Below are 23981 nucleotides of genomic sequence, written 5' to 3' on the forward strand. Positions count from 1 at the left end.
CCGGCACTCCCGTTATTACTCAGCGGCACCAGATGTCGATCGCGCTGGTGCGGTTGTTGCCGATGGCGTTGTTGGACAGGAAGCCATCGTTGGAGTTATGCGTGAATGTGCTGTGCGCGCCCGTGTAACCCGGGTGCTGCCAGAGCGTGGCGCTGCAGCCGATGCGGTTGCGCACCGAACTGGTCTCGTTGTTCATGCTGCGCCAGGAGTTGCTGAAGTCCCAATTCAGCCAGTTGTTGTCGGCGAGGTTGGAGTCGTCCGCGACGAAGTCCCGCCAGTGGTCGACCTGGCCGCGGTTGTAGTCAAAGCCGGCGTACAGGCAGACACGTCCGCCGTAGCAGGTTGAGCGGGGGCTGGCCGCCGCGGCGGCAGCGGGGACGACCACGGTCAACATCGCGGCCGCGGCGACGAATCCGGCGGCCTTTTTGGATAGCCTCACTGAGTCTCTCCTCGATCGGTGAGTCGTTTCGACCTCGTAACTTAGCGTGCCGAATCGAATGCGAGTTGTTATGACTCGCCGATCCCCATTAGGGCTTCGCGCCCGGGAAGGGTCGCGTGCCCCGGCCCGCCGACTCACTCGTATCAGGGTTATGACCTGGCTCTTCGTCGCATTGACAGAAGCCTTGGGGCTAATGGAGGAACCCGTGGCCTGCGCTCGACCTATTCGGGAAGCGCCGCCGGATTTTGCGCGAGCAATCCGCCGTCCACGCGGTGCTCGGCCCCCGTGATGAACGACGAGCGCGGTCCCGCCAGAAATGCCACCATCTCGGCCACCTCTTCCGGACGGCCCACGCGGCCCAGCGGATGGGCCCGGCCCCACTGCGCGACCTGCTCCTCCTGCGACAGTTCGCCCCGCCACAGGTCCGCCGCCCAGCGCAGCATCGGGGTGTCCACCGAGCCGGGGCAGACCACGTTCACCCGGATGCCGTCGGCCGCGTGGTCGAGCGCCATCGCCCGGGTCAGGCCGTTGAGCGCGGCCTTGCTCGCCGTGTACGCCGCCACCTGGGCCTGCGAGGAGAACGCCTGCACCGACGACATGATCACGATCGAGCCGCCGCCGCGCGCCCGCAGCCTGGGGACGGCCGCCTTGCAGGTGAGGTAGACGCCCTTGAGGTTGATGTCGAGCACCTCGTCCCAGACGTCCTCGGGGGTGTCCTCGACGGTGCCGTAACGCTGCACGCCGGCGCAGGTCACCACGATGTCGAGCCCGCCGTACCTGGCCACGGCCAGGTCCACCAGGTCGCGCATCTCGCCGGCTCTGCGTACGTCGGCGATCCTGCCGGTGACGTGCTCGCTGTCCAGTTCGGCGTCCTTGTCGACCCCGCAGAACACCACGGACGCCCCGCCGTCGGCCAGCCGGTCCACCACCGCCCTTCCGATCCCCATCGAACCGCCGGTGACCAGGGCCACCTTGCCACTGAACTCACTCACGCCAACACCTCCGCGCGCACCTGCAACACCTTCGTCTCGTGCGGATCCAGGATGAGGGCCGTGCCGTTGGCCACGGCGGCGGCCAGACCGTCGGTCGGCATGCTGGAGAACGGTTCGAGCCCGACCGTGTAGGCCCGCCCCCACCAGGGATAGCCTGTGGACGCGCCGAGCTCCTGCCACATCCACAGGTACGGCAGCAGCGTCGCATCCCATTCCACCCGCATACCGATATCCCCTGAAATTTCGTACCAACCCTCGGTGAAGCCGGTCAGGTACACGATGTCGCTCGGCGAACCCGGCTCCTGCACCACGCTCAGGTCCGTCTCGCCGCCGCCGTCGGTCGGCACGAGGGGCCATTCCCACGGCCCGCCCGCCCTGACCCGGCGCCCCGCCGGGTTGATCGCGCTCTCGTGCGGGATCACGCGTACGCCCTCCGGCAGCCGGATCCGGGTCCCGGGGCGCAGGAACGGCAGGCCGTACACGATGTGCTGGCCCCACATGGCGTGCAGCGGCAGGCCGGACTCGTTCGTGGCCCGGCCCTCGATCTCCAGCGCCGCCGTGCCCGACCGCAGCCGGAAGACCTTCTCCAGCCGGTACGGCAACCGCCGCGTCCGCACGCTGAGCCGGACCGCGACCTCGTCGGGAGAGTCGGCCACGATCTCGCACTCCCACGGCAGCCCCGACACCTCGCCGTGCTGCGCCAGCCGCGCGCCCCGATATTCGCTGGGCGCGCCGCCGCTGGGGAAGATCTCCTGCCAGCCGCCTTCGTAATGGTCGATGAACTGGGCGACGTCGTCGGCCGCGCCCTGGAGATGATCGTGCGGGTCGCGCAGGCCCTGCGGAGAGAGCCAGACGAAGTCCATGTCGGTGGGCTTGTAGAGGAACTCCACCACGTCGCCGCCCTTGCCCGGCAGGACCGTCACCCGCAGCCGCTCGTTCTCCAGCACGACCGCCCGCAGCCCGCCGATCGTGACGTGCCGCAGACGCGCCGCCCAGTTCCGCCTCACTGGAAGGTCACATCCAGGAACCGAGGCCGGTAGATCGAGACGTCCCGGTAGTGGTCGGTGTTGACGAAGCTGTTCACGTTGTACGACACCACGAGCCCGCCGCCGGCGATCTCGGGATGGGCGTGGGCGTTGTAGGTGAAGATGTTCCCGCTGGTCTCGGGGGTCGTGTAGACGTGCTGCTTGGCGGTGAACGGCCCGAAGGGAGAGCAGGAGGTGTAGGCCACGATGTTCGCGCTCAGCACCTCGTTCGTGTCATGCGTGATCAGGACATATCCGGATCCGACCTTGCTGACGCTGTACTCGTTCGCCACCCCGGGCATCACCCGCGCCGAGTCCGCCTCGTTCGGCGACCAGGTGCCGTCCGCCTTCAGGTACTGCCAGCGGCCCAGCAGGCTCTGGCCGCTGACCCGGGCGATGTGCATGTACTTGGGCGAGCCGAGGTCCTCGACCCCGTAGATGTAGGTGTAGCCGCCGTCCTTGAGGATCCCTGAGGCCCAGGAGATGCCGTGCTGCGAGGGCAGGTCGTGCACGCTGAGCGGCCGGTTGAGCTGGTCGGGCGCGAACCTGGCCACCACGTTCCGGTGCCAGCGCCAGTCCCACGCGCCGGTGCCGAACCGCTCGTACTCCTGGTAGGTGACCTCCACGATGCCGCCGGCCAGCGTCGCGTCGCCGGCCCAGAACCAGTGGTCCTTGTCGCGCTGCGGCATCACCGACGTCGGCTTCTCGGCGGTGCCGTCGTGGATCGTGGACAGACGGCCGTCACGCTCGACGGCGAAGGAGTTGTTCAGGAAGACCGTGGTGCCGCCCTCCTCGACCACCGGGGGCCGCGACCCGTCGGGGTTGACCCGGCCGAGGAAGGTGTCGGAGAACACCCACAGCTCCTTGCCGTTCGGCAGTTTGAGCGAGTAGGTGCCGTCGGCGCCCGTCCAGTCGTCCAGGCGGCTGTTGTCGTTGCCGTAGTTGGTGAACAGCGAGGTCAACCGGGGGTCGATGGTGGTGCTCTTGACCGTCGGCCCGCACGCGGCGGTGGTCCGTCCGGTGATGACCTGCTGTTCCTGCGCTGTCGGGACGGGTCTGGGGGGAGCGGCCCAGGCCGGCTGGGGGACGGCCGTGAAGCCGAGCAATGCTATGGCGAGGGGTGCCAGGGCTGAGCGGAATCGCTTCATCACTCTTCCTTGGGGAGGGGATTCCCTACAGTTCTAGTCATTAGATCACTTACTGTCTAGGGTCTGAGTGAGCGCGCGGAAATCCACATGACCGGGTGACGGGCGGGCGGCTACCCTTCCGGGGTGGGACACGTGGAAGTGGGACATCTGACTTATGTGCTGCCTGACGGGCGGCCGCTGCTCAACGACGTGTCCTTCCGGATCGGCGAAGGCGTCAAGGCCGCGCTCGTCGGGCCCAACGGCGCGGGCAAGACCACGCTCATGCGGGTGATCGCCGGCGACGCGCAGCCCGTCGAGGGCAGCGTGGCCAGCTCGGGCGGGCTGGGCGTGATGCGGCAGTTCATCGGCAGCGTGCGCGACGGGAGCAACGTCCGCGACCTGCTGCTGGGCGTCGCTCCGCCCGCCGTGCGGCAGGCCGCCGGCCGGCTCGACGAGGCCGAGCTGGCGATGATGGAGCGCGACGACGAGAAGACGCAGATGCGCTACGCCCAGGCCATCAGCGACTACACCGACGCGGGCGGCTACGAGATCGAGGTGCTCTGGGACACCTGTACGGTCTCCGCGCTCGGCATCCCCTTCGAACGCGTGAAATATCGCGACGTGTCCACCCTGTCGGGCGGCGAGCAGAAACGGCTGGTCCTCGAGGCGCTGCTGCGCGGCCCCGACCAGACGCTGCTGCTCGACGAGCCCGACAACTACCTCGACGTGCCCGGCAAGGAGTGGCTGGAGCAGCAGCTCCAGGAGACGCCCAAGACCGTGCTGCTGGTCAGCCACGACCGCCAGCTCCTGGCGAACGCCGCGGGCCGGATCATCACCGTCGAGCAGGGCAACATCTGGATCCACGGCGGTGGGTTCACCACCTACGCCGAGGCGCGCAAGGCTCGCAACGAGCGCCTCGACGAGCTGCGCAGGCGCTGGGACGAAGAGCACGCCAAGATCAAGGCCCTGGTCAACATGCTCAAGAACAAGGCCAGATACAACGACGGCATGGCCGCCGCCTACCACGCCGCCCAGACGCGGCTGCGCAAGTTCGAGGAGGCCGGGCCGCCGGAGGTGGCGCCGAGCGACCAGAACATCAAGATGCGCCTGCGCGGCGGCCGCACGGGCAAGCGCGCGGTCATCTGCGAGAGCCTGGAGCTGACCGGCCTGATGCGTCCGTTCGACCTCGAGGTCTGGTACGGCGAACGCGTCGCGGTGCTCGGCTCCAACGGCTCGGGCAAGTCCCACTTCCTGCGCCTGCTGGCCGGGGAGAAGGTGGCCCACGGGGGCGTGGCCAGGCTGGGCGCCCGCGTTGTGCCGGGCCACTTCGCCCAGACGCACGCCCGCCCCGACCTGCTCGGCCGCACGCCGGTCGAGATCGTGATGACCGAGCACGCCAAGCTCAAGAACGAAGCCATGAAGACGCTGGCCCGCTACGAACTGGCCGGGCTGATCGCCGAGCAGCGCTTCGACACGCTCTCGGGCGGGCAGCAGGCGCGGCTGCAGATCCTGCTGCTGGAGCTCTCGGGAGCCACGCTGCTGCTGCTCGACGAGCCGACCGACAACCTCGACCTGGCCAGCGCGGAGGCGCTGCAGGTGGGCCTGGAGGCGTTCGACGGCACCGTGCTGGCGGTCACCCACGACCGCTGGTTCGCCGCCGACTTCGACCGCTACCTGGTCTTCGGCTCCGACGGCACGGTCTACGAGTCGCCGGAGCCGGTCTGGGACGAGACCAGGGTCGTGCGGCCGCGTTAAAGACTTGGTAGGGCTGGCGCGTGTCCCGCGCCAGCCGTGCCCATGTTCGGGTTATCACGGCAAAGTGATCTCGCGTAGCCGAACCGTCAGCCTCCTCGCACTAGGGGCGATCTGCCTCTCCGGGTGTGCGAGTGAGCCACCGCCCGTACAGAAGCTCAAGCCGCTCGCCCTGAAGGAACAGGCCTCGAACATCGTCAAGTCCGCCGACGGATACGCCGTCAACTGGGCGGGCGTGCTCAGCAACGCCAACCCGTGGCACTTCGGCGAGCACGTGGTGGCCACGATCGTCGGGCACGACGCCAAGGGCGCCGAGGTGGTCAGGATGGACCAGCCGCTCGACGCCGTGCCGCCGGGCGGGTCGCTGGCCTTCACCGGCCAGGCCAGCGCCGCGGTGAAGCCGGCGAAGGTGACGATCCAGTACCGCCCCGCCCAGTGGCGGCCCGCGGCGCGGATCGCCTCGGCGTTCCAGCGCTTTCCCATCTCTCGTGTGCAGACATTGCGCCAGAAGGATGGCTCTTACCTCATTACCGGTTATGTCGGAAATCCTTATCAACTATCGGCGAGCAGCCTTGTGGTGAATGCGCTGTTGCGCGACAAAGCGGGCAAACTCCTTGGCGGCGGCAGCACATTCGTGGACGACGTGAAAGCGGGCAGGCCACCGCGATTCATCCTCACGGTGAGCGGACTGCCGGCCGGCGCCAAGGTCGACAGGACCGAGATCACGGCCAGGACCTGGGGTTCCACCGGGCGGCCCTTCGAGGACCTGGCACTCGCCGGCGCCGTGCCGATTCACACGGTCAAGCCCACGACGGAGCCGTTCGTGGTGGACCGGAGCACGGCGATCGTGTCCGAGCATAAGGAATAAATTCCGCCTATTATGCGAACGAAAGAGCGGCCTGTCGCCCGACAAGCGATGCCATCGGCGCGGAAACGGTAGAACTACTAGTTACCGATCCATTACCCTCGGTCACATGAATGACCGCGTCCTGGTCGATGCACTCCGCGCCCGTGATCCAGGTGCTCTCGCCGCGCTCTACGACGCGTACGCGGAGAGCGTCTACCGCTACTGCTGGTCCCTTCTCCTGAGCGCCGACAGCGCCCAGGTGGCGCTGCGCGACACGCTCATCGCCGCCGAGGCGCACGCCGGCGCGCTGGCCGACCCGGACAAGCTGCGTACCTGGCTCTACGCGCTCGCCCGCGCCGAGTGCCTGCGCCGCAGGGCCGCCGAGCCGCCCGGAGCGGCCGACGCCCTGGCGCAGGCGCCGCCGCTCGACGACCCCGCCGACGCCGACCTGCGCGTCATGGCGTGGAACGCCGTGCGCTACCTGCCCGTCGCGAGCCGGGAGATCCTGGAGCTCGTCCACCGGCACGGGCTGCCCGCCGCCGAGCTGGCCCAGGTGCTCGCGCTCCCGGCGCGGCAGGTGGAGCCGGTCCTCGCGGAGGCCCGTGAGCGGCTGGGCGACGCGATCACCGCCGAGGTCCTGGCCAGGAAGGGCACGTACGACTGCCCGGTGCGCGCCCGCATCCTGGCCGGGTTCTCCGGCGAGCTCACCCCGGAGATGCGCGAGCACCTGGTCAGGCACCTCGCGCGCTGCGAGGTCTGCGCGCCGCACCGCACGCGCCAGGTCTCGGCGGCCAAGGTCTTCGAGCTGTTGCCCGAGGCCGCGCTGCCCGACGCGCTGCGCATCAGGGTGATGAGCTGCTTCATCGACCCCGAGCTGCTGCCCTACCGCCGCTATGTCGCCAGGCGCACGGGCGCCCTGGGAGCCGCCGGGTTTCCCGTTCCCACGGGGAAACAGGCTCGACGGTGGCCTCAGGCGCTGGCGGGTGCGCTGGCGGCGGTCGCGGCCGTGGTGGCGATAGCGGTGATCTTCGAGCAGATCGGGCGTGACAACGGCGGCCTGGCCGGGGTGGCGACGGCCGCGTTCCCGCCCACGGGCGAGCCGCCCGGCATCCGCCTGCCCTGGCAGGCCGACCCTCAGGACGTGCCGTTGACCGTGGAGCCCATCCTCGACAGCACGGCCACGCGCCCCATCGGGATGACCGGCGCACCGGCGACCGCGCCGCCGCCGGCCCTGGTCACCCAGACGCCGATCCGGCTCGCGCCCACCGGCGGCCCGCCGCCCTCCCGCCGCCCCGAGCCGGGGCGGCCCCCGGAGGACCCACCGCCGGTGGAGATGACGCCGGCCCCGGACGGCACCCCGTCGAAGGAACCGTCCCCTTCTCCCGCTCCCACCACCCCCTGCCCGACCCCCACGCCCACCCCGGCCCCGACGCCCGCGCAGACCCCGACCCCGACCGCCACGCCCACCGAGCGGGCCACCCCCACCCCCTCTGAGGAGCCTTCGGCCACCCCGTCGGATCCTTAACATTTGACTACGTTACGTGAGTGAATTGCCGGGAACCGTGTGCATAGAGTGACCATCTGTTTTCAGGGGGACCTATGCGCGCATTTCGGGCCGGGCTCCTTGTCTGCTGCCTGCTCCTCGCCCTGTGCCCGCCCGTGGAGGCCGCTCCCGGACCCTCCTCACGCGACGTCAAGAAGGCCCGCCAGGCCGCGCGGGAGCGGTCGAAGGAACTGGGCCGGGCCAATGCCGACCTGGCCACGGCCAAGGCGCGGCTCGACCAGTTCGCGGCCGACGTGGAGCGGCTGGTGGAGGCGTACAACGGGGAGGTCGTACGCCTTCGGCAGGCCGAGCAGGCCCACGCGCAGGCGCTGACCCGCCTGGCGGCGGCCGACGCGGAGGCCGAGCGGGCCCGGCAGGCCGTGGCGCTGCTGGCGGCCGAGAGCTATGGGCGGCCGGCGCTGATGACGCCGATCGTCGGCATGATCATCGACCAGGGCGGCGCGGACGGGTACCTGCACCGGGCGGGCGTGCTGGGGCACATGAGGGGCGAGCGGGCGGCCGTCCTCGGCAGGATGCGTGATGCCCAGGAGGTCGCGTCGATCCTGCGTATCCAGGCCGCCGGGGCGCACGCGGCCCAGCAGGCGGCCTCCGAACGGGCCCGCCTGGCCAAGATCGCCGCCGAGGCGGCGGTGGCCGCGCAGCGGCGCGACACCAAGGAGCTCATGGCCCGCAAGGACCGCCTCCAGCGCCGGGTGGACGCCGCCCGCAGCCGGGCGGAACTGCTGGCCAGGCGGCGGGACGCGGCGCTGGCCGGGCTCGTCACCGGCGGCTCGGCGATGGGCGACGTGGCCGCGAACTGGGCGCTCACCCAGCTCGGCAAGCCGTACGTGTGGGCGGCCGACGGCCCGGAGACCTACGACTGCTCGGGCCTGACGATGCGGGCCTGGGAGAGGGTGGGCGTACGGCTCGACCACTGGACGGGCACGCAGTGGACCGCCGGCCCGCACGTGCCCCTGGACCAGCTACGCCGCGGCGACCTGCTCTTCTTCGCCCACGTCACCACCGACCCCGCGACGATCCACCACGTCGGGATATACGTCGGGCGCGGCCAGATGGTGCACGCGCCGCAGACCGGCGACGTGGTACGGGTCGCCTCGATCTGGCGCGGGGACCTGGTGGGCGCCACCAGGCCCCGCTGAAGAGCGGACCTCAGTGGTGTCCTTCGTCCTTGGCCCGGCGGAACGAGCGCTCGATCTCGGCCTCGGCCTCGATGCGCCCCACCCAGTTCGCGCCCTCGACGGACTTGCCGGGCTCCAGGTCCTTGTAGACCTCGAAGAAATGCTGGATCTCCAGCCGGTCGAACTCCGACACGTGATGGATGTCCTGAATATGGTGCATTCGGGGGTCGGTGGACGGCACACAGAGCACCTTGTCGTCACCGCCCTTCTCGTCGGTCATCCGGAACATCCCCACCGCCCGGCACGTGATGTAGCAGCCGGGGAACGTCGGCTCCTGCAGCAGCACCAGCGCGTCCAACGGGTCGCCGTCCTCACCGAGGGTGTGCTCGATGAAGCCGTAGTCGGCGGGGTACTGCGTGGAGGTGAACAGGAGCCGGTCAAGTCTGATCTTCCCGGTCTCGTGGTCCACTTCGTACTTGTTCCGTTGCCCCTTGGGAATCTCAACGACAACGTCGAACTCCACCGCGGTTCCTCCGCTCAGGCCCCCGGGCACCCCCGGTTGGGCGTTAATGTCTCGTAGGCGAACACAGGAGAGAGGGCAGGCGACGTGGCGCGGCACGACCGGATGGTGATGCTGACCACCCTCGCCGTGCTCCAGGCCCTGACGATCGTCACCGGTGTTTACGCGATGACCACCGGCTTCAGCCTGGGTGCGCTGACGAGCGGGTCTTCACCGACCGAGCCGACTGCGTCTTCGGCGGAAGGCACTCCCCCCGTCCCCGTGGTCACCTCGGGACCTGTGCTGGCCCAGCTGTCGGCGAAGTCAGGAGACGGACCTCTCCCGACTAAGGGTACTTTGACGCGGCAGCTCACCAGCGCCCTGGGTGACAAAGCACTGGGCGGCCGGGTGGGAGCCGTTGTTCTCGACACGGTGACCGGGGAGCAGATCTTCGCCTCGAACCCTGACATGGCGGTCACTCCGGCCTCGACCACGAAGATCGCCACCTGCGCCGCCGCCCTGGCCTCCCTCGGCCCCGACACCCGCCTGTCCACGCGGGTCGTCCAGGGCGCCAAGCCGGGCACCGTGGTCCTCGTCGGAGGCGGTGACCCCCTTCTGGCCGGTCCTTCGGCCAGGCCGGCGTACCCGAAGCAGGCGAGCCTGGCCACCCTCGCGGCGCGCACCGCCGCCACCCTCAAGGCACAGAACGTCCGCAAGGTCACCCTGTCCTACGACACCTCCCTGTTCACCGGCTCTCCCAAGGCGCCCGGCTGGAAGCCGAACTACATCCCCGACGGCGAGGTGGCCCCCACCTACGCTCTGACCATGGACGAGGGCCGCCAGGACCCCCGCTACCGCAGCCCCCGCGTCACCAACCCGCCCCAATACGCCGCCACCGCCTTCGCCAGGCTGCTGGCCAGGCAGGGCATCGCGGTCGGGAAGTCCGTCCGCCCGGCCAAGGCCGCGGCCGGCGCCCCCGAGCTGGGCAAGGTCGACTCGGCCCCGCTCTACTCCCTCGTCGAGCACACCCTCACGGCCAGCGACAACGACCTCGCCGAGGCCCTGATGCGGCACGTGGCCATCAAGGAGGGCCAGGAGGCGTCGTTCACGGGCGGCGCCAGGGCCGTGGTCGCCGTGCTGCAGCGCCTCGGGGTCGCCCAGAACGTCGCGCTCTCCGACGGCAGCGGCCTGTCCATCCGCAATCGCATCAGCCCGAACGCCCTGGCCAAGATCCTCGCCATGTCCGGCTCTCCCAGCCACCCCGACCTGCACGCCCTCGCCTCGGGCATGCCGATCGCCGGCTTCTCCGGCACCCTGGGCAACGGCCGCCGCTTCACCGGGAGCGACAGCAAAGACCAGATGGGCCTCGTACGCGCGAAGACCGGCACGCTCAACAACATCAACACGCTGGCCGGGATGGCGACGACGAAGGACGGGCGGCTGGTCACGTTCGCGTTCATGGCGGACCGGGTGCCCGTCAACGCCGAACCCGTGCTCGACCGCCTCGCGGCCACCGTCGCACGCTCCTGAGACGGCACTCCTCCGCGCGCTCGGTCAGAACCACCCGGCGGCTCCTTCGCAGCCTCCACCAGAACCACGTACGGTGGACGGTATGCAGGTGATCGACTGGGATCTGGCCGTCACGACCGGCACGCGCCTGGTGCGCCCCGGTCCTCAGGTGAGCCGGGAGGAGGCCAGGCAGGCCGTCACCGAGCTCCGTACTCTGTCCCGCGAGGCCGAAGGCCACGTGCGCGACTTCACCAAGATCCACACTGAGACCGCGCCTCAGCCGGCGACCATCGTCGACCGCCCCGGCTGGATCAAGGCGAACGTCGAGGGCTTCCGCGTGGTGCTCGAGCCACTGACCGAGCGCATGGGCAACAGCTCCAGCCCGCCCCCGGCCATCGTCACGGCCGTGGGCTCCCGCATCACGGGCGTCGAGGTCGGGGCCGTGCTGGCCTTCCTCGCCTCCCGCGTACTGGGGCAATACGAGCTGTTCCTGCCCCCCGACCCCACCGGTCAGGAGGCCGCCGGCCGCCTGACGCTCGTCGCCCCCAACATCGTCCACGCCGAGCGTGAGATGGGCGTCGACCCGCACGACTTCCGCCTGTGGGTCTGCCTCCACGAGGAGACGCACCGGGTGCAGTTCACGGGTGTGACGTGGTTGCGCGAATATGTCCGCTCGCAGATGACCGAGTTCCTGCTCGCCTCCGACCTCGACCTTCCCACCCTCCTCGAACGCCTCCGCACCGCCGCCGACACGGTGGCCGACGTGGTGCGCGGCGGCGAGGGCAACCTCATCGACGCCATCCAGTCGCCCGCCCAGAAGGAGATCCTCGACCGCCTGACGGCCGTGATGACCCTCGTCGAAGGCCATGGCGACTACGTGATGGACGCCGTGGGCCCGTCGGTGGTGCCGTCGGTGGCCGACATCCGCGCCAAGTTCGCCCAGCGCCGCGAGGGCGGCTCGCGTGTCGACCGCACGGTCCGGCGCCTGCTGGGGATCGAGGTCAAGATGAAGCAGTACGCCGAGGGCTCGGCCTTCGTCCGCAAGGTCGTGGACCGGGTGGGCATGGACGGCTTCAACAAGGTCTGGACCTCCCCGCAGACCCTCCCGACCATCTCGGAGATCGCCGACCCGGACAGCTGGATCAGCCGCGTCATCGGCACTCCCGCCCTTCCCGCCTGACCTCCCACCCCGCCTCCGCGCCCGCCCACCCAGGGCGCCGGCGCGCAGGCCGGCAGGGGGCCACGTCCGGCGGGCCAGGACCTGCCACAACACGCCGGCCCGCCACCCCGGCGCTACGAGCCCCGCCCCGCCACCACCAGCTCCCCACGCACCACGCCCCCTGGAACACGGCCTCCGGGGACGCCGACCTTCGACGCACGGCACACGGCCCGGAACGTCTTCGACGCGCCCTGCCCGCTGGAACGTCGACCTGCGACGCCCCATGCCCATCGGAACGTCGCCTGGAGACGCCGGCCTTCGACGCGCTGCGCCCGCTAGGACGTCGCCCAAGGACGTCAGCATGTGACACGCCGCATCGGCGAACACCGCCCATCGCCCACATCGGCCACCCTTGCCGCCGTCGTGCCGCGCTGTCGCTCGTGGCGCTCAAGCGGCGTTCGTGCTCGCCACCCGTGTGCGGTGCCCATGTGCGGTGTTCAGTGGCTGGGTTTGGGGCGGAGGGGTCGGTGCGGTGGTGTGAGCCGGGAGAATGGCAGCCGTGGGCCCACATCCAGCCGTAGCCGACGTTCGCCGGGCGGTGCGCGAGGCGCTGACCGGGTTGCCGGAAGGCGCGCTGGTCCTATCCGCCTGCAGCGGCGGCGCCGACTCCCTGGCCCTGGCCGCCGCCCTGGCCTTCGTGGCCCCCCGAGCCGGTCTCAGAGCCGGCCTGCTCACCGTGGACCACCGGCTCCAGCCCGGATCAGCCGAGCGTGCCAGGACGGTAGCGGACCTGGCGGCCGGTGAGCTCCACCTCGACCCGGTCGAAGTCCTCACCGTCACGGTCGGCACCGAGGGCGGCCCCGAGGCGGCGGCCAGGGACGCCCGGTACGCCGCCCTCGCCGAGGCCGCCGACCGGCTGGGAGCGGCGGCCGTGCTGCTCGGTCACACCAGGGACGACCAGGCCGAGACCGTCCTGCTCGGCCTGGCCAGGGGCAGCGGCGTGCGTTCGCTGTCCGGCATGGCCGCCCACATGGGGCGCTACCGGCGGCCCCTGCTCCACCTCCCCAGATCCACCACCGTGGCCGCCTGCCGGGCACAGGGCCTCACCCCCTGGGACGACCCCCACAACGAGGACGCCCGCTACACCCGGGTCCGCGTACGCCGGAAGGTCCTGCCCGTGCTGGAGGCCGAGCTGGGCCCGGGGGTGGCCGAGGCGCTCGCCAGGACCGCGAGAATGGCGCGTGAGGACGCGGACGCGCTTGATGAGTGGGCCGAATCGGCGTACCAGAATTGCGCTCTAAGCGATATCGGCGGTGCGATAAAGCTCGCCGTGACCGACCTGGAGAAGCTACCGGACGCCGTCAGGCGAAGGGTGTTGCGGCGCACCGCGATCGCCGCGGGAGCACCCTCCGGTGCCCTTTCCGCCACCCATGTGCTGGCCGTGGACCGGCTGGTCACGCACTGGCGCGGGCAGAAAGCCGTGGATCTGCCCGGGGGTCTGTCGGCCGTCCGGCGATATGGCACCCTGATACTCGCCATCAGTCCCATCGCGTAAGGAACCACAGGTGGACGCTGCCGACATCGGCAATGACCTGGAAAAGGTCCTCATTTCCGAGGACGAGCTCCAGGCCAAGATCAAAGAGCTTGCCGGCCGGATCGACGAGGACTACGCGGGCAATGACGTCCTGCTCGTGGGCGTGCTGAAGGGCGCCGTCATGGTGATGGCCGACCTGGCCAGGGCGTTGCACGTGTCGGTGCAGATGGACTGGATGGCCGTGTCGTCGTACGGCGCGGGCACCAAGTCCTCGGGCGTCGTACGCGTGCTGAAAGACCTCGACACCGACATCCTGAACCGCCACGTGCTGATCGTCGAGGACATCATCGACTCCGGCCTCACGCTGCACTGGCTGCTGGAAAACCTGAAGTCGCGCAATCCGGCCTCGCTGGAGATCTGCACCGCGCTGCGCAAGCCCGATGCGGTGAAGGTGCCGATCGACGTCAAATACGTCGGCTTCGACATTCCCAACGAGTTCGTCGTCGGTTATGGGCTCGACTACGCGGAGCGATACCGGAACCTGCCGTTCATCGGCACTCTGGCTCCGCACGTTTATAAGTAGCGGCCGGGAACATCGCGCAACGTGACGTACGTTGATAGGGCAAGACCGGTGTAGCGGGCGGGTCCCTCCGTGCGCTGTGCCGGTGTACCTTCAGACTCCGGGAGGGTGACCTCGCGTCCCCTTCGGGTAGTCAGAAGTCGCGGTGTCGGATGCCGCGGCCCCGGGTCAGCCCGGGGTTCCAGGCCATGGTCAGGAAGGGACGGGCCCGCAAGGGGTTCCGCATCGGATGGATCTCAAGCGATTTACACGTGGGCCACTGCTGTGGATCCTGGGCATCGTCGTGCTGCTCCTGCTCGTCACCCAGCTATGGAGTGGCGGCGGAAATTTCAAGTCGGCCGACACGTCCTTGGTCCTTCAGCAGATTCGCGCCGGAAACGTCAGCAACGCCAAGATTGTCGACAAGGACAACCGGATCGAGGTGACACTGGTCAACCCGGTCGCGGTCAAGCCAGGTGACACCCCGGCGAAGCTGATCCAGTCCGACTGGGTCACCGGCTACGGCGCCAAGCTGACCGACGAGCTTCAGGCTCAGGTCGACGCCAAGAAGACCAAGAGCTTCACCACCGAGGTGCCGCAGGAAAACTTCCTGATCAGCCTCCTGGTGAGCTTCCTGCCGATCGTCATCATCGTGCTGATCTTCCTGTTCATCATGAACCAGATGCAGGGCGGCGGCTCGCGGGTGATGAACTTCGGCAAGTCGAAGGCCAAGCTCATCACGAAGGACACCCCCAAGACCACGTTCGCCGACGTCGCGGGTGCCGACGAGGCCATCGAGGAGCTCCAGGAGATCAAGGAGTTCCTGCAGGCCCCGGCCAAGTTCCAGGCGATCGGCGCCAAGATCCCCAAGGGCGTGCTCCTCTACGGCCCGCCCGGCACCGGTAAGACGCTGCTGGCCCGCGCGGTCGCCGGCGAGGCGGGCGTCCCGTTCTACTCGATCTCCGGTTCCGACTTCGTCGAGATGTTCGTCGGTGTCGGCGCCTCGCGTGTGCGCGACCTGTTCGAGCAGGCGAAGGCCAACGCCCCGGCGATCATCTTCATCGACGAGATCGACGCCGTCGGCCGCCACCGCGGCGCCGGCCTGGGCGGCGGTCACGACGAGCGCGAGCAGACCCTCAACCAGCTCCTCGTCGAGATGGACGGCTTCGACGTCAAGGGCGGCGTGATCCTCATCGCCGCGACCAACCGGCCCGACATCCTCGACCCGGCGCTGCTGCGTCCCGGCCGGTTCGACCGTCAGGTCACCGTCGACCGTCCCGACCTCGAGGGCCGCAAGGGCATCCTCAAGGTCCACGGCCGCGGCAAGCCGTTCTCGCCCGACGTCGACCTCGACGTCATCGCGCGCCGCACCCCCGGGTTCACCGGCGCCGACCTGGCCAACGTGATCAACGAGGCGGCCCTGCTCACCGCGCGGGCCGACCAGAAGCTGATCACGATGGACACCCTCGAGGAGGCGATCGACCGTGTCATGGCAGGGCCCGAGCGCAAGACGCGGGTCATGTCCGACAAGGAGAAGAAGATGATCGCCTACCACGAAGGCGGTCACGCGCTGGTGGCGCACGCGCTGCCCAACTCCGACCCGGTCCACAAGATCACTATCCTGTCTCGCGGCCGCGCCCTCGGTTACACGATGACGCTGCCGATGGAGGACAAGTTCCTGGCCACCAGGTCGGAGATGATGGACCAGCTCGCGATGCTGCTCGGCGGCCGCGCCGCGGAGGAGCTCGTCTTCCACGAGCCCACCACGGGCGCCTCCAACGACATCGAGAAGGCCACGGCCGTGGCCCGTCGCATGGTGACCGAATACGGCATGAGCGAGCAGCTCGGCGCCCGTAAGTTCGGCTCCGGCCAGGCGGAGGTCTTCCTCGGCCGCGAGATGGGCCACGAGCGCGACTACTCCGAGAAGATCGCCTCGACGATCGACGAGGAGGTCCGCCGGATGATCGAGACGGCGCACGACCAGGCCTGGGACATTTTGGTCCAATACCGCGACGTGCTCGACAACCTGGTGCTCGAGCTCATGGAGAAGGAGACCCTCTCGCGCCAGCAGGTGCTGGAGATCTTCGCCGCGGTGGTCGTCAAGGAGCACCGTCCGTCCTACGCGGGTTACGGCAAGCGGCTCCCCTCCGATCGCCCGCCGATCCTGACCCCGAAGGAGCAGTCGGCCAACGGCTCGCTCACCTCGGGCCATCAGGACGCCCTGCCATCCGGGGACAGTGCGTGACCCAGCACGACGTAGACCTGGGCCGGATCGAGAAGGCCGTTCGCGAGATCCTCTACGCCATCGGCGAGGATCCCGACCGTGACGGCCTTCTCGAGACGCCCGCCCGGGTCGCCCGCGCGATGGCCGAGCAGTACTCGGGGCTCGGCCAGACGCCGGAGCAGGTCCTCACCAAGGTGTTCGACGTCGATCACGACGAGATGGTGCTCATCCGTGACATCGAGGTCTACTCGACCTGTGAGCACCACCTGGTGCCCTTCCACGGCCTGGCGCACGTGGGCTACATCCCCAACGAGAAGGGTCAGGTCACGGGCCTGTCGAAGCTGGCCCGCCTGGTGGACGTGTTCGCCCGCCGGCCCCAGGTCCAGGAGCGCATGACCTCGCAGATCGCCGACGCGCTCATGCGGGTGCTGGAGCCCCGCGGGGCCATCGTGGTCATGGAGTGCGAGCACCTGTGCATGACCATGCGCGGCGTACGCAAGCCGGGCGCCAAGACCGTCACCTCGGCGGTCCGCGGCGACTTCCGCACCAGCGACAAGACCCGCTCCGAGGCGATGGCGCTGATCCTGGGCCGCTGACGACCGAACGGGGTACCCGCGATGTCACCACCTGTGGGGAAGCGCCTAGGCTTGGCCCATGACTAGCGTGCCCATCAACGTGCCGGGAGGTGCGGATCGGTGCCTCGTCATGGGTGTGGTCAATGTGACGCCCGATTCCTTCTCCGACGGCGGCCTCTGGTTCGACGAGGCGGCGGCCATCCGGCACGGCCTTGAGCTGGTCCAGGAGGGTGCCGACATCGTCGACGTGGGCGGTGAGTCGACCCGGCCGGGCGCGGCCAGGGTGTCGCTGGAGGAAGAGCTGGCCCGGGTCGTCCCGGTGATCAGGGCGCTCGACGGCGAAGGAGTGATGGTCAGCGTCGACACGATGCGGGCCGAGGTCGCCAAGGCGGCGGTCGAGGCGGGCGCGCGGCTCGTCAACGACGTGAGCGGCGGCCTGGCCGACCCCGAGATGCCGCGCGTGGTGGCCGCGACCGGCGTTCCCTACGTCGTGATGCACTGGCGCGGCCACAGCCATGACATGGACACCCGCGCCGTCTACGCCGACGTGGTGACCGAAGTTCGCGAGGAGCTGAGCAAGCGGGTCGATCTGGTGCTGGCCGAGGGCGTCACGGAAGAGCAGATCGTGCTCGATCCGGGGCTCGGCTTCGCCAAGAACGCCGAGCACAACTGGGCGCTGCTGGCCGGCATCCCGAGCCTGGCCGAGCTGGGCTACCCGCTGATCATCGGGGCGTCGCGCAAACGTTTCCTGGGGCGGCTGCTGGCCGACCCCGACGGCACACCCCGGCCGTTCAGCCGCAGCGACGACGCCACGCTCGCTGTGACCGCGCTGGCCGCCCACGCGGGCGCGTGGTGCGTACGCGTGCACGAAGTAGGTCCCAATGCCGATGCCGTGCGCGTGGCCGCCGCATGGAAGAGAGCCGGAGCCAACACATGAGCGTCGACACCGCCGCGATCGAGACGGTCAATCAGGAGTTCTACGCCGCGATCGAGAGCGCCGATCTCGACAAGATGACCGAGATCTGGGCCGAAGACTCCCCTGACGATCAGGTGAGCTGCGTGCACCCGGGCTGGACCCTGCTGACGGGCCGGTCGGAGGTGCTGCGGTCGTGGGCGCTGATCATGGCGAACACCACCTACATCCAGTTCGTGCTGACCGACGTCAACACCACCGTGCTCGGTGATGTGGCCGTCCTCACCTGCGTCGAGAACATCCTGACCGCGGGGGAGGAAGGAGAGGCCAGCTTCGCCGCCGGCAAGGTGGTGGCCAGCAACGTCTACATCCGCACCTCGCAGGGCTGGCGGCTGTGGATGCACCACGGCTCGCCGGTGCTCCAGGGAGACGACGACGAGGAGGAGGAAGGCGAGCTTGAGCGCTGATCGCATCACTCTCAAGGGCCTGCGGGCCAGGGGGAGACACGGCGTGCTCGCTGCCGAGCGGGAGCTCGGGCAGGTGTTCGTCGTGGACGCGACGCTGTTCCTCGACACCGCGCCGGCCGCGGCCGGCGACGATCTCACCAAGACCGTCCACTACGGAGAGCTGGCCGAGGCGCTGGTCAGGGTGGTCGAGGGCGAGCCTGTCGAGCTGATCGAGACGCTCGCCCAGCGGCTGGCCGACGTTTGCCTGGCCGGAGACCTGGTGCACAAGGTCGAGGTGAGTGTGCACAAGCCGGCGGCGCCGATCCCGCTGCCGTTCGACGATGTGGTCGTGACAATCGAGCGGAGCCGCGCATGAAGGTCGTGCTCGCTTTCGGCAGCAATCTCGGGCGCCGATTCCAGACGTTGCAGGGCGCCGTCGACAGTCTGTTCGACGCCCCGGGGCTGGAGTTCGTCAGGGCGTCCCCGGTCTACGAGACCGACCCCGTCGGGGGGCCGGCCGGGCAGGAGCCCTACCTCAACGCGGTCGTGGTCGCCGAGACCATCCTGGATCCGCGCCAGCTCCTGGAGCGGGCGCAGAGCATCGAGAACGCCTTCGGGCGCGAACGCGGGGAGCGCTGGGGCCCGCGTACGCTCGACATCGATCTCATCGTGGTGGGCGACGCCGTCTGCGACGACCCCGATCTCACCGTCCCGCACCCACGGGCGCACGAGCGCGCGTTCGTGCTCGTGCCCTGGTTCGAGGCCGACCCCGAGGGCGCGGTGCCCGGGCGCGGCCGGGTGTCGGAGCTGCTCGAGGGGCTCGACAGGCAAGGGGTACGCCTCCGTGAGGACCTGAAGCTGCAGAGGCCCGATTGAAGCCCACCCACATAGGCCACCTGGTCGGCATCGTCGTCGTCGTCGCGCTGCTCACCTGGGCGGCGATCAGGCCGTTCTACTCCGACCTGCCCCTCATGCCGTGGACCGCGATCCCGACGGTGCTGCTGCTGGCGCTCGGCGAGGGCTACAGCGCCTGGGTGACCAAGGCCAGGATCGCCAGGAAGCCCGACACCAAGCCGGTCGAGCCGCTCGCGGTGGCCCGGCTGGCGGCGCTGGCGAAGGCGTCGGCGTACGCGGGGGCGGTGTTCGGCGGGGTGTTCGCCGGGTTCGCGCTCCACACGGTGCAGATCCTCGACCGGGAGACGCCGCGCGGGGAGTTCTTCGTCGCGATGGGCTCCTTCGTGGCCTGCGCCCTCCTGGTCGCCGCGGCCCTCTATCTGGAGCACGCCTGCCGCATCCCGAAGGACCCGGAGGAGCAGAAACCCCGCTGACGGCTCACCGCGGTCGATCGGACTGCGCGCCGGCCTTGTTCGTGTCGGGCGATCGCTCCGCCGGGCCGCGGCGGCGGCCGAAGAGGTAGATGACCGGGGTCGTGCAGATGAGCGGGCCGAGGATGGCGATCGGGCGTTCCACCCACCATTTCGCGTCGGGCGGGATCTGGTCGCCGAGCGTGCCGAACAGCCACCACGAGACGCCCAGCGAGATGGCCATCCCCGTCGTGTGGAACAGGAACAGCGGCAGCGCGTACCGGTTGATGAAGGCGTTGACCCGCTGCCAGCGCGGGCGTTCGAGCACCCGCTCCATCGACGGCCGCAGCACCTCCACCAGCCCGATCTGGAACAGCAGCAGGGCCACGATCACGAACGTGGGCGGCGCCATGTTGGACCACTTGTCGCCCGGCACGCCCACCATCGAGCCCGGGTAGATACCCGAGTAGACCAGCCCGAACAGCGCGAACAGGCCCGTCCACAGCAGAGCGACGTCATAGCGCCTGGGCAGGACGACGACCCGGTCGTAGAAGAAGCCGGCCTGGTGGGCCAGGCCCCAGATGATGAGCATGTTGAGCCAGCCGGCCCATTCGACGCCGTAGCGGAAGCGGATCACGTCGACCACCAGGGCCGCGCCGCCGAGCCAGATCAGCGTGAGCACGTCGTAGCGGCGGTGCAGCCAGAGGGCCACCGGCAGCAGCGCGATCAGCACCAGGTAGACGCCGAGGAACCACAGCGGGCTGAGCACCAGCACCACCACCCGCCACATCCAGTCCACCTGGAACGTGTACGTCACCACCGCCCCGATGACGACCCACACCCCGGACAGGAACAGCGCCGGTAAGGCGAGCGCCCGGATGCGCCGCCAGACGAAAGCGCCGATGCCCACGCCCCGTGTCTTCGCCCGATGCCAGGACAGCAGGTGAACGTGCCCGCCGACGTAGAAGAACAGCGGCAGTACCTGCAGCAGCCAGGTGAGGATCCACAGCCCGGAGGTGAAGCCCAGCGGGCTGGTGGGCTCGGGGCCGTGCGGCTTCCACTGCAGGATCGTGAAGGCCCAGTGCCAGACCACCACGACGATCAGGCTCAGCGCGCGGAGCCAGTCGACGTATTTGTCGCGTTCTTGGGCGTTCACTTGTCGATGTCGCCCACGACGAAGAACATCGAGCCCAGGATGGCGACCATGTCCGCCACCAGGTGGCCGGGCAGCATCTCGCGCAGCACCTGGATGTTGCTGTAGGAGGCGGAGCGCAGCTTGAGCCGCCACGGCGTCTTGTCTCCCCTGGAGACCAGGTAGTAGCCGTTGATGCCGAGCGGGTTCTCCGTCCACGCGTACGTGTGCCCCTCCGGCACCTTGAGCACCTTCGGCAGCCGCTGGTTGATGGGCCCGGCGGGCAGCGAGCGCAGCCGCTCGGCGCAGGCTTCGGCCAGGTCGAGCGAGACCTTGAGCTGCTCGAGCAGGACCTCGAACCGGGCGTGGCAGTCGCCGGCGCTCCGGGTGACGACCTTCACCGGCAGCTCAGGATAGGCCAGGTACGGCTCGTCGCGCCGCAGGTCGAAGTCCACCCCGGAGGCGCGGGAGATGGGGCCGCTGACGCCGTACTGCATGATCTGCTCGCGTGAGAGCACGCCGACGCCCCGCGTGCGGGCGATGAAGATCTCGTTGTGCAGGATGAGGTTCTCGATGTCGGGCACCCGGCGGCGGGTCTCGGCGACGGCCTCCGACACCCGGTCGAGCCACCCCAGCGGCAGGTCCTCCTTGAGCCCCCCGACCCGGTTGAACATGTAGTGCATGCGCCCGCCGGAGATCTCCTCCATGACGGCCTGGATGCGCTCACGTTCGTTGAAGGAGTAGAACAGCGGCGTCATCGCGCCCAGTTCGAGCGGGTAGGAGCCGAGGAACATCAGGTGGTTGAGCGCCCGGTTGAGCTCGGCCAGCAGCGTGCGTGCCCACACCGCCCGGACCGGCGGCTCCATGCCGAGCAGGCGTTCGGCGGCCAGCACCACGCCCAGCTCGTTCGCGAAGCCCGACAGCCAGTCGTGCCGGTTGGCCAGCATGATGATCTGACGGTAGTCGCGCACCTCGAAGAGCTTCTCCGCGCCCCGGTGCATGTAGCCGATGATCGGCTCGGCGGTGGCGATGCGCTCGCCGTCGAGCGTCAGCCGAAGTCTGAGCACCCCGTGCGTGGACGGGTGCTGCGGGCCGATGTTGAGGATCATGTCCTCGGTCGCCAGCTCTTTCGCGCCCGCACCGATTCCGACCACACGTTCCGTCATACGGCAATGCTGTCACTGTCGCCGGTGGTGATCCAGCACGGGGGATGGTCAAGAGATGGTATGAAAGCGCATCCCGAAGCCGGACATGGGGAGGAATACCTGGAACGGGGGGAGAAAGCACCATGAAGAGAGTTGTATTTGACGTCGCGGCCTTGATCGCCAGGATCGTGACCGGCGTGATCTTCTTGGCTCACGGCTGGCAGAAGTGGCAGGGCGGCCTTGGGGCGACCACGCAGGGCTTCAGGGAGATGGGGATCCCGTTGCCCGAACTGGCCGCCGGGTTCGCGACCGTCGTCGAGACCGTCGGCGGCATCTTCTTGATCCTCGGCCTGCTGGTCCGGCCGGTGGGACTGTTGCTGCTGGTCAACATGCTCGGCGCGATCGCGTACGTGCACGGGGGCAACGGCGTCCTGTCGGCGAACAACGGCTGGGAACTGCCGGGCGCGCTCGGGGCGCTCAGCCTGATGTTCCTGGCGCTGGGCGGCGGACGGATCGGGCTGGACGGCATCTTCGGCACGATGTTCCGCAGGCGCGCGGAACGCCGCGAGGCGGAGGACGACATGATCATCCCTTCGCACCGCAGGCCGGGCGGTCCTACCACGCCGACGGCGTCGACGACGCCCGCCGAGCGGCCGGAGGTGCCCAGGCAGCCCGCCGCGCCCGCTTCGGGCAGGGTCAACGACGAGGACATGAGGGACATCGACGCCCTGGTCTCCGACGAGCCGCCGCAGCACCGCAAGCCGCCGAACCGCTGAGGCAGGCACGCGAGCCGGGGTAGCGGTCAGGACCGGCGGCGCACCAGGTCCCGCAGCGCCTCGACGAGCCGGTCCACGTGCTCCTGCGTGCTGCCGATGCCGATCGAGGCCCGTACCGCGGAGGCGGTGTCGTCCTCGCAACCGCCGTCGGCCGTGCCCAGCAGGTGCCGGACGAACGGATGCGCGCAGAACTTGCCGTCGCGCACCCCGATGCCGTACTCGCTGGACAGCGCCTCGGCCACCTCGCGCGCCGAGTATCCGGCCACGGTGAACGACACGATACCGACCCGCGGGTGGTCGTCCCCCCACAGTGACAGCTCCCGCACGCCCTCGACCGAGGCCAGCCCCGACCTGAGCCGGGCGATCAGCCGCTCCTCCTCGTTCACCAGAGCGTTCCAGCCGGTGGCGGTGAGCGCGTCGCAGGCGGCGGCCAGGGCGATGGCGCCCAGCACGTTGGGGGTGCCCGCCTCGTGGCGCGGCTCGGGGTCGTCGTGCCACTCGGCGCTCTCGCCGACCGAGCGCACCGCGCCCCCGCCCTTCAGGTACGGCTCCCCCTCGGCCAGCCAGTCCCGCCGCCCGATCAGCACGCCGGCCCCGAAGGGCGCGTACAGCTTGTGCCCCGAGAAGGCCACGTAGTCCAGGTCGAGCGCGGTCAGGTTGAGAGGCCGGTGCGGTACGAGCTGCGCCGCGTCCACCAGGATCCGGGCCCCGTGCCGGTGCGCGATGTGGGCCAGCGCGGCGATCGGCCACAGCTCGCCGGTGACGTTCGAGGCGGCGGTCACCACCAGCAGCTTCGGCCCCTCGATCCCGGCCAGCGCCTCGTCGGCGGCGCGCACGGCCTCGCCGGGGAAGGCGGGCGGAGCCAGTCGCACGGAGGAGGGCCAGGGGAGCAGGGAGGCGTGGTGCTCGGTGTCGAAGACCACCGTGGTCGTGCCCGGGGGCAGGCAGCCGGCCAGCAGGTTCGTGGCGTCGGTGGTGTTGCGGGTGAAGATGACGGCGTCGTCGGGGCGGGCGCCCACGAAGGCCCGTACCGTGTGGCGGGCCTGCTCGTACCTGGCGGTGGTGAGCTGGGAGGCGTAGCCGGCGCCGCGGTGGACGCTGGAGTAGGCCGGGAGCGCGGCCGCGACGGCGGCGCTGACCGGCTCCAGACAGGGGGCGCTGGCGGCGTAGTCGAGGTTGGCGTAGCCCACCAGCCGGCCGCCCTTGACCGGGACCTCGAGGTCGGTGCCGAGCACGGTGGGAATGGGCCGGGTGCCCGGGGTGACGGCGGAGGTCGTCTCGGCGGCCGGGGCGGAGTTGAAGATCGTCAGCGTGGACATGGCGAAGCTCCTCGGGGTCATCG

The 23981-nt window shown here is 69.7% G+C and carries 24 protein-coding genes; 16 read left to right on the forward strand and 8 right to left on the reverse strand.

The window, feature by feature from the left end; genetic code table 11:
* Positions 1-19: 19 nt before the first annotated feature.
* The 4 genes from AB0I15_RS40620 to AB0I15_RS40635 all read right to left on the reverse strand — a co-directional run bounded on the left by AB0I15_RS40620 (position 20) and on the right by AB0I15_RS40635 (position 3604).
* The gene (locus AB0I15_RS40620) at positions 20-439 is read right to left on the reverse strand and encodes a peptidase inhibitor family I36 protein (RefSeq protein WP_358108276.1); all 420 of its coding nucleotides are present in this window, start codon (positions 437-439) and stop codon (positions 20-22) included.
* Between the two features lie 221 nt (positions 440-660).
* On the reverse strand, positions 661-1431 hold the full coding sequence (locus AB0I15_RS40625; RefSeq protein WP_358108279.1) for an SDR family oxidoreductase: 771 nt from the start codon (positions 1429-1431) through the stop codon (positions 661-663).
* Positions 1428-2438 carry a DUF4432 family protein gene (locus AB0I15_RS40630; RefSeq protein WP_358108282.1) on the reverse strand — a complete coding sequence of 337 codons (1011 nt, stop codon included), beginning with the start codon at positions 2436-2438 and terminating at the stop codon, positions 1428-1430. Before AB0I15_RS40630 ends, AB0I15_RS40625 begins: the two co-directional genes overlap by 4 nt.
* Positions 2435-3604 carry a DUF4185 domain-containing protein gene (locus AB0I15_RS40635; protein WP_358108284.1) on the reverse strand — a complete coding sequence of 390 codons (1170 nt, stop codon included), beginning with the start codon at positions 3602-3604 and terminating at the stop codon, positions 2435-2437. The genes AB0I15_RS40630 and AB0I15_RS40635 overlap by 4 nt, the downstream gene beginning before the upstream one ends.
* 123 nt (positions 3605-3727) lie before the next feature.
* Between AB0I15_RS40635 and AB0I15_RS40640 the strand changes: the two genes are divergently transcribed.
* From AB0I15_RS40640 to AB0I15_RS40655, 4 genes are all read left to right on the forward strand, one after another.
* On the forward strand, positions 3728-5338 hold the full coding sequence (locus AB0I15_RS40640; RefSeq protein WP_358108287.1) for an ATP-binding cassette domain-containing protein: 1611 nt from the start codon (positions 3728-3730) through the stop codon (positions 5336-5338).
* A 64-nt stretch (positions 5339-5402) separates the two neighbouring features.
* Positions 5403-6203 (forward strand): hypothetical protein, encoded by an 801-nt coding sequence (locus tag AB0I15_RS40645; RefSeq protein WP_358108290.1) that lies wholly within the window; start codon positions 5403-5405, stop codon positions 6201-6203.
* 106 nt (positions 6204-6309) lie between these two features.
* Entirely contained in the window at positions 6310-7707 is a 1398-nt protein-coding gene (locus AB0I15_RS40650) for a sigma-70 family RNA polymerase sigma factor (RefSeq protein ID WP_358108293.1), read from the forward strand.
* Positions 7708-7781: 74 nt separating this feature from the next.
* Positions 7782-8885 (forward strand): C40 family peptidase, encoded by a 1104-nt coding sequence (locus AB0I15_RS40655; protein WP_358108295.1) that lies wholly within the window; start codon positions 7782-7784, stop codon positions 8883-8885.
* 10 nt (positions 8886-8895) lie between these two features.
* Here the strand turns inward: AB0I15_RS40655 and AB0I15_RS40660 are convergent, their stop codons facing one another.
* Positions 8896-9387 carry an inorganic diphosphatase gene (locus AB0I15_RS40660; protein WP_103957278.1) on the reverse strand — a complete coding sequence of 164 codons (492 nt, stop codon included), beginning with the start codon at positions 9385-9387 and terminating at the stop codon, positions 8896-8898.
* Positions 9388-9720: 333 nt separating this feature from the next.
* Here AB0I15_RS40660 and dacB point away from each other — a divergent pair, with 333 nt between their 5' ends.
* From dacB to AB0I15_RS40715, 11 genes are all read left to right on the forward strand, one after another.
* On the forward strand, positions 9721-10893 hold the full coding sequence (dacB, locus tag AB0I15_RS40665; RefSeq protein ID WP_358108298.1) for a D-alanyl-D-alanine carboxypeptidase/D-alanyl-D-alanine-endopeptidase: 1173 nt from the start codon (positions 9721-9723) through the stop codon (positions 10891-10893).
* A gap of 82 nt (positions 10894-10975) precedes the next feature.
* Entirely contained in the window at positions 10976-12052 is a 1077-nt protein-coding gene (locus tag AB0I15_RS40670) for a zinc-dependent metalloprotease (RefSeq protein ID WP_358108301.1), read from the forward strand.
* Between the two features lie 529 nt (positions 12053-12581).
* Positions 12582-13586: a tRNA lysidine(34) synthetase TilS gene (gene tilS, locus AB0I15_RS40675; RefSeq protein WP_358108304.1), complete on the forward strand. Its 1005-nt coding sequence runs from the start codon at positions 12582-12584 to the stop codon at positions 13584-13586.
* 10 nt (positions 13587-13596) lie between these two features.
* Positions 13597-14148, forward strand: a complete 552-nt coding sequence (gene hpt, locus AB0I15_RS40680; protein ID WP_358108307.1) for a hypoxanthine phosphoribosyltransferase — start codon at positions 13597-13599, stop codon at positions 14146-14148.
* A gap of 226 nt (positions 14149-14374) precedes the next feature.
* Entirely contained in the window at positions 14375-16369 is a 1995-nt protein-coding gene (gene ftsH / locus AB0I15_RS40685; protein ID WP_358108310.1) for an ATP-dependent zinc metalloprotease FtsH, read from the forward strand.
* Entirely contained in the window at positions 16366-16944 is a 579-nt protein-coding gene (folE, locus tag AB0I15_RS40690; protein ID WP_358108314.1) for a GTP cyclohydrolase I FolE, read from the forward strand. Before ftsH ends, folE begins: the two co-directional genes overlap by 4 nt.
* A 109-nt stretch (positions 16945-17053) precedes the next feature.
* Positions 17054-17860, forward strand: a complete 807-nt coding sequence (gene folP / locus AB0I15_RS40695) for a dihydropteroate synthase (protein WP_358108396.1) — start codon at positions 17054-17056, stop codon at positions 17858-17860.
* A complete protein-coding gene (locus AB0I15_RS40700) occupies positions 17857-18303 on the forward strand; it encodes a nuclear transport factor 2 family protein (protein ID WP_358108317.1) in 447 nt (148 codons plus the stop codon). Before folP ends, AB0I15_RS40700 begins: the two co-directional genes overlap by 4 nt.
* On the forward strand, positions 18293-18658 hold the full coding sequence (gene folB, locus AB0I15_RS40705) for a dihydroneopterin aldolase (RefSeq protein WP_358108320.1): 366 nt from the start codon (positions 18293-18295) through the stop codon (positions 18656-18658). Before AB0I15_RS40700 ends, folB begins: the two co-directional genes overlap by 11 nt.
* On the forward strand, positions 18655-19158 hold the full coding sequence (folK, locus tag AB0I15_RS40710) for a 2-amino-4-hydroxy-6-hydroxymethyldihydropteridine diphosphokinase (protein ID WP_358108324.1): 504 nt from the start codon (positions 18655-18657) through the stop codon (positions 19156-19158). Before folB ends, folK begins: the two co-directional genes overlap by 4 nt.
* Positions 19155-19610, forward strand: a complete 456-nt coding sequence (locus AB0I15_RS40715) for a DUF3180 domain-containing protein (protein ID WP_358108327.1) — start codon at positions 19155-19157, stop codon at positions 19608-19610. Before folK ends, AB0I15_RS40715 begins: the two co-directional genes overlap by 4 nt.
* Before the next feature lie 4 nt (positions 19611-19614).
* Here the strand turns inward: AB0I15_RS40715 and AB0I15_RS40720 are convergent, their stop codons facing one another.
* Together AB0I15_RS40720 and AB0I15_RS40725 are read right to left on the reverse strand one after the other, a co-directional pair.
* A complete protein-coding gene (locus AB0I15_RS40720) occupies positions 19615-20742 on the reverse strand; it encodes an acyltransferase (RefSeq protein WP_358108330.1) in 1128 nt (375 codons plus the stop codon).
* A complete protein-coding gene (locus AB0I15_RS40725; RefSeq protein WP_358108334.1) occupies positions 20739-21884 on the reverse strand; it encodes an NADH-quinone oxidoreductase subunit D in 1146 nt (381 codons plus the stop codon). Before AB0I15_RS40725 ends, AB0I15_RS40720 begins: the two co-directional genes overlap by 4 nt.
* A gap of 122 nt (positions 21885-22006) precedes the next feature.
* Between AB0I15_RS40725 and AB0I15_RS40730 the strand changes: the two genes are divergently transcribed.
* Positions 22007-22639, forward strand: coding sequence for a DoxX family protein (locus AB0I15_RS40730; protein WP_358108337.1), 633 nt, complete (start codon positions 22007-22009; stop codon positions 22637-22639).
* A 26-nt stretch (positions 22640-22665) separates the two neighbouring features.
* Here the strand turns inward: AB0I15_RS40730 and AB0I15_RS40735 are convergent, their stop codons facing one another.
* Positions 22666-23958: an aminotransferase class V-fold PLP-dependent enzyme gene (locus AB0I15_RS40735; RefSeq protein ID WP_358108340.1), complete on the reverse strand. Its 1293-nt coding sequence runs from the start codon at positions 23956-23958 to the stop codon at positions 22666-22668.
* Positions 23959-23981: the final 23 nt, after the last annotated feature.

Origin of the sequence: Nonomuraea sp. NPDC050643, assembly GCF_040654715.1 — a bacterium.
Classification (GTDB): Bacteria; Actinomycetota; Actinomycetes; order Streptosporangiales; family Streptosporangiaceae; genus Nonomuraea.

Excerpts from the sequence above, each read along its gene's own strand:
- folK (WP_358108324.1), top strand. The coding sequence starts at position 18,655 with ATGAAGGTCGTGCTCGCTTTCGGCAGCAATCTCGGGCGCCGATTCCAG.
- AB0I15_RS40635 (WP_358108284.1), bottom strand. The coding sequence starts at position 3,604 with ATGAAGCGATTCCGCTCAGCCCTGGCACCCCTCGCCATAGCATTGCTC.
- AB0I15_RS40725 (WP_358108334.1), bottom strand. The coding sequence starts at position 21,884 with ATGACGGAACGTGTGGTCGGAATCGGTGCGGGCGCGAAAGAGCTGGCG.
- tilS (WP_358108304.1), top strand. The coding sequence starts at position 12,582 with ATGGCAGCCGTGGGCCCACATCCAGCCGTAGCCGACGTTCGCCGGGCG.
- AB0I15_RS40730 (WP_358108337.1), top strand. The coding sequence starts at position 22,007 with ATGAAGAGAGTTGTATTTGACGTCGCGGCCTTGATCGCCAGGATCGTG.
- ftsH (WP_358108310.1), top strand. The coding sequence starts at position 14,375 with ATGGATCTCAAGCGATTTACACGTGGGCCACTGCTGTGGATCCTGGGC.
- AB0I15_RS40700 (WP_358108317.1), top strand. The coding sequence starts at position 17,857 with ATGAGCGTCGACACCGCCGCGATCGAGACGGTCAATCAGGAGTTCTAC.
- folP (WP_358108396.1), top strand. The coding sequence starts at position 17,054 with ATGGGTGTGGTCAATGTGACGCCCGATTCCTTCTCCGACGGCGGCCTC.
- AB0I15_RS40655 (WP_358108295.1), top strand. The coding sequence starts at position 7,782 with ATGCGCGCATTTCGGGCCGGGCTCCTTGTCTGCTGCCTGCTCCTCGCC.
- AB0I15_RS40735 (WP_358108340.1), bottom strand. The coding sequence starts at position 23,958 with ATGTCCACGCTGACGATCTTCAACTCCGCCCCGGCCGCCGAGACGACC.
- AB0I15_RS40650 (WP_358108293.1), top strand. The coding sequence starts at position 6,310 with ATGAATGACCGCGTCCTGGTCGATGCACTCCGCGCCCGTGATCCAGGT.
- AB0I15_RS40670 (WP_358108301.1), top strand. The coding sequence starts at position 10,976 with ATGCAGGTGATCGACTGGGATCTGGCCGTCACGACCGGCACGCGCCTG.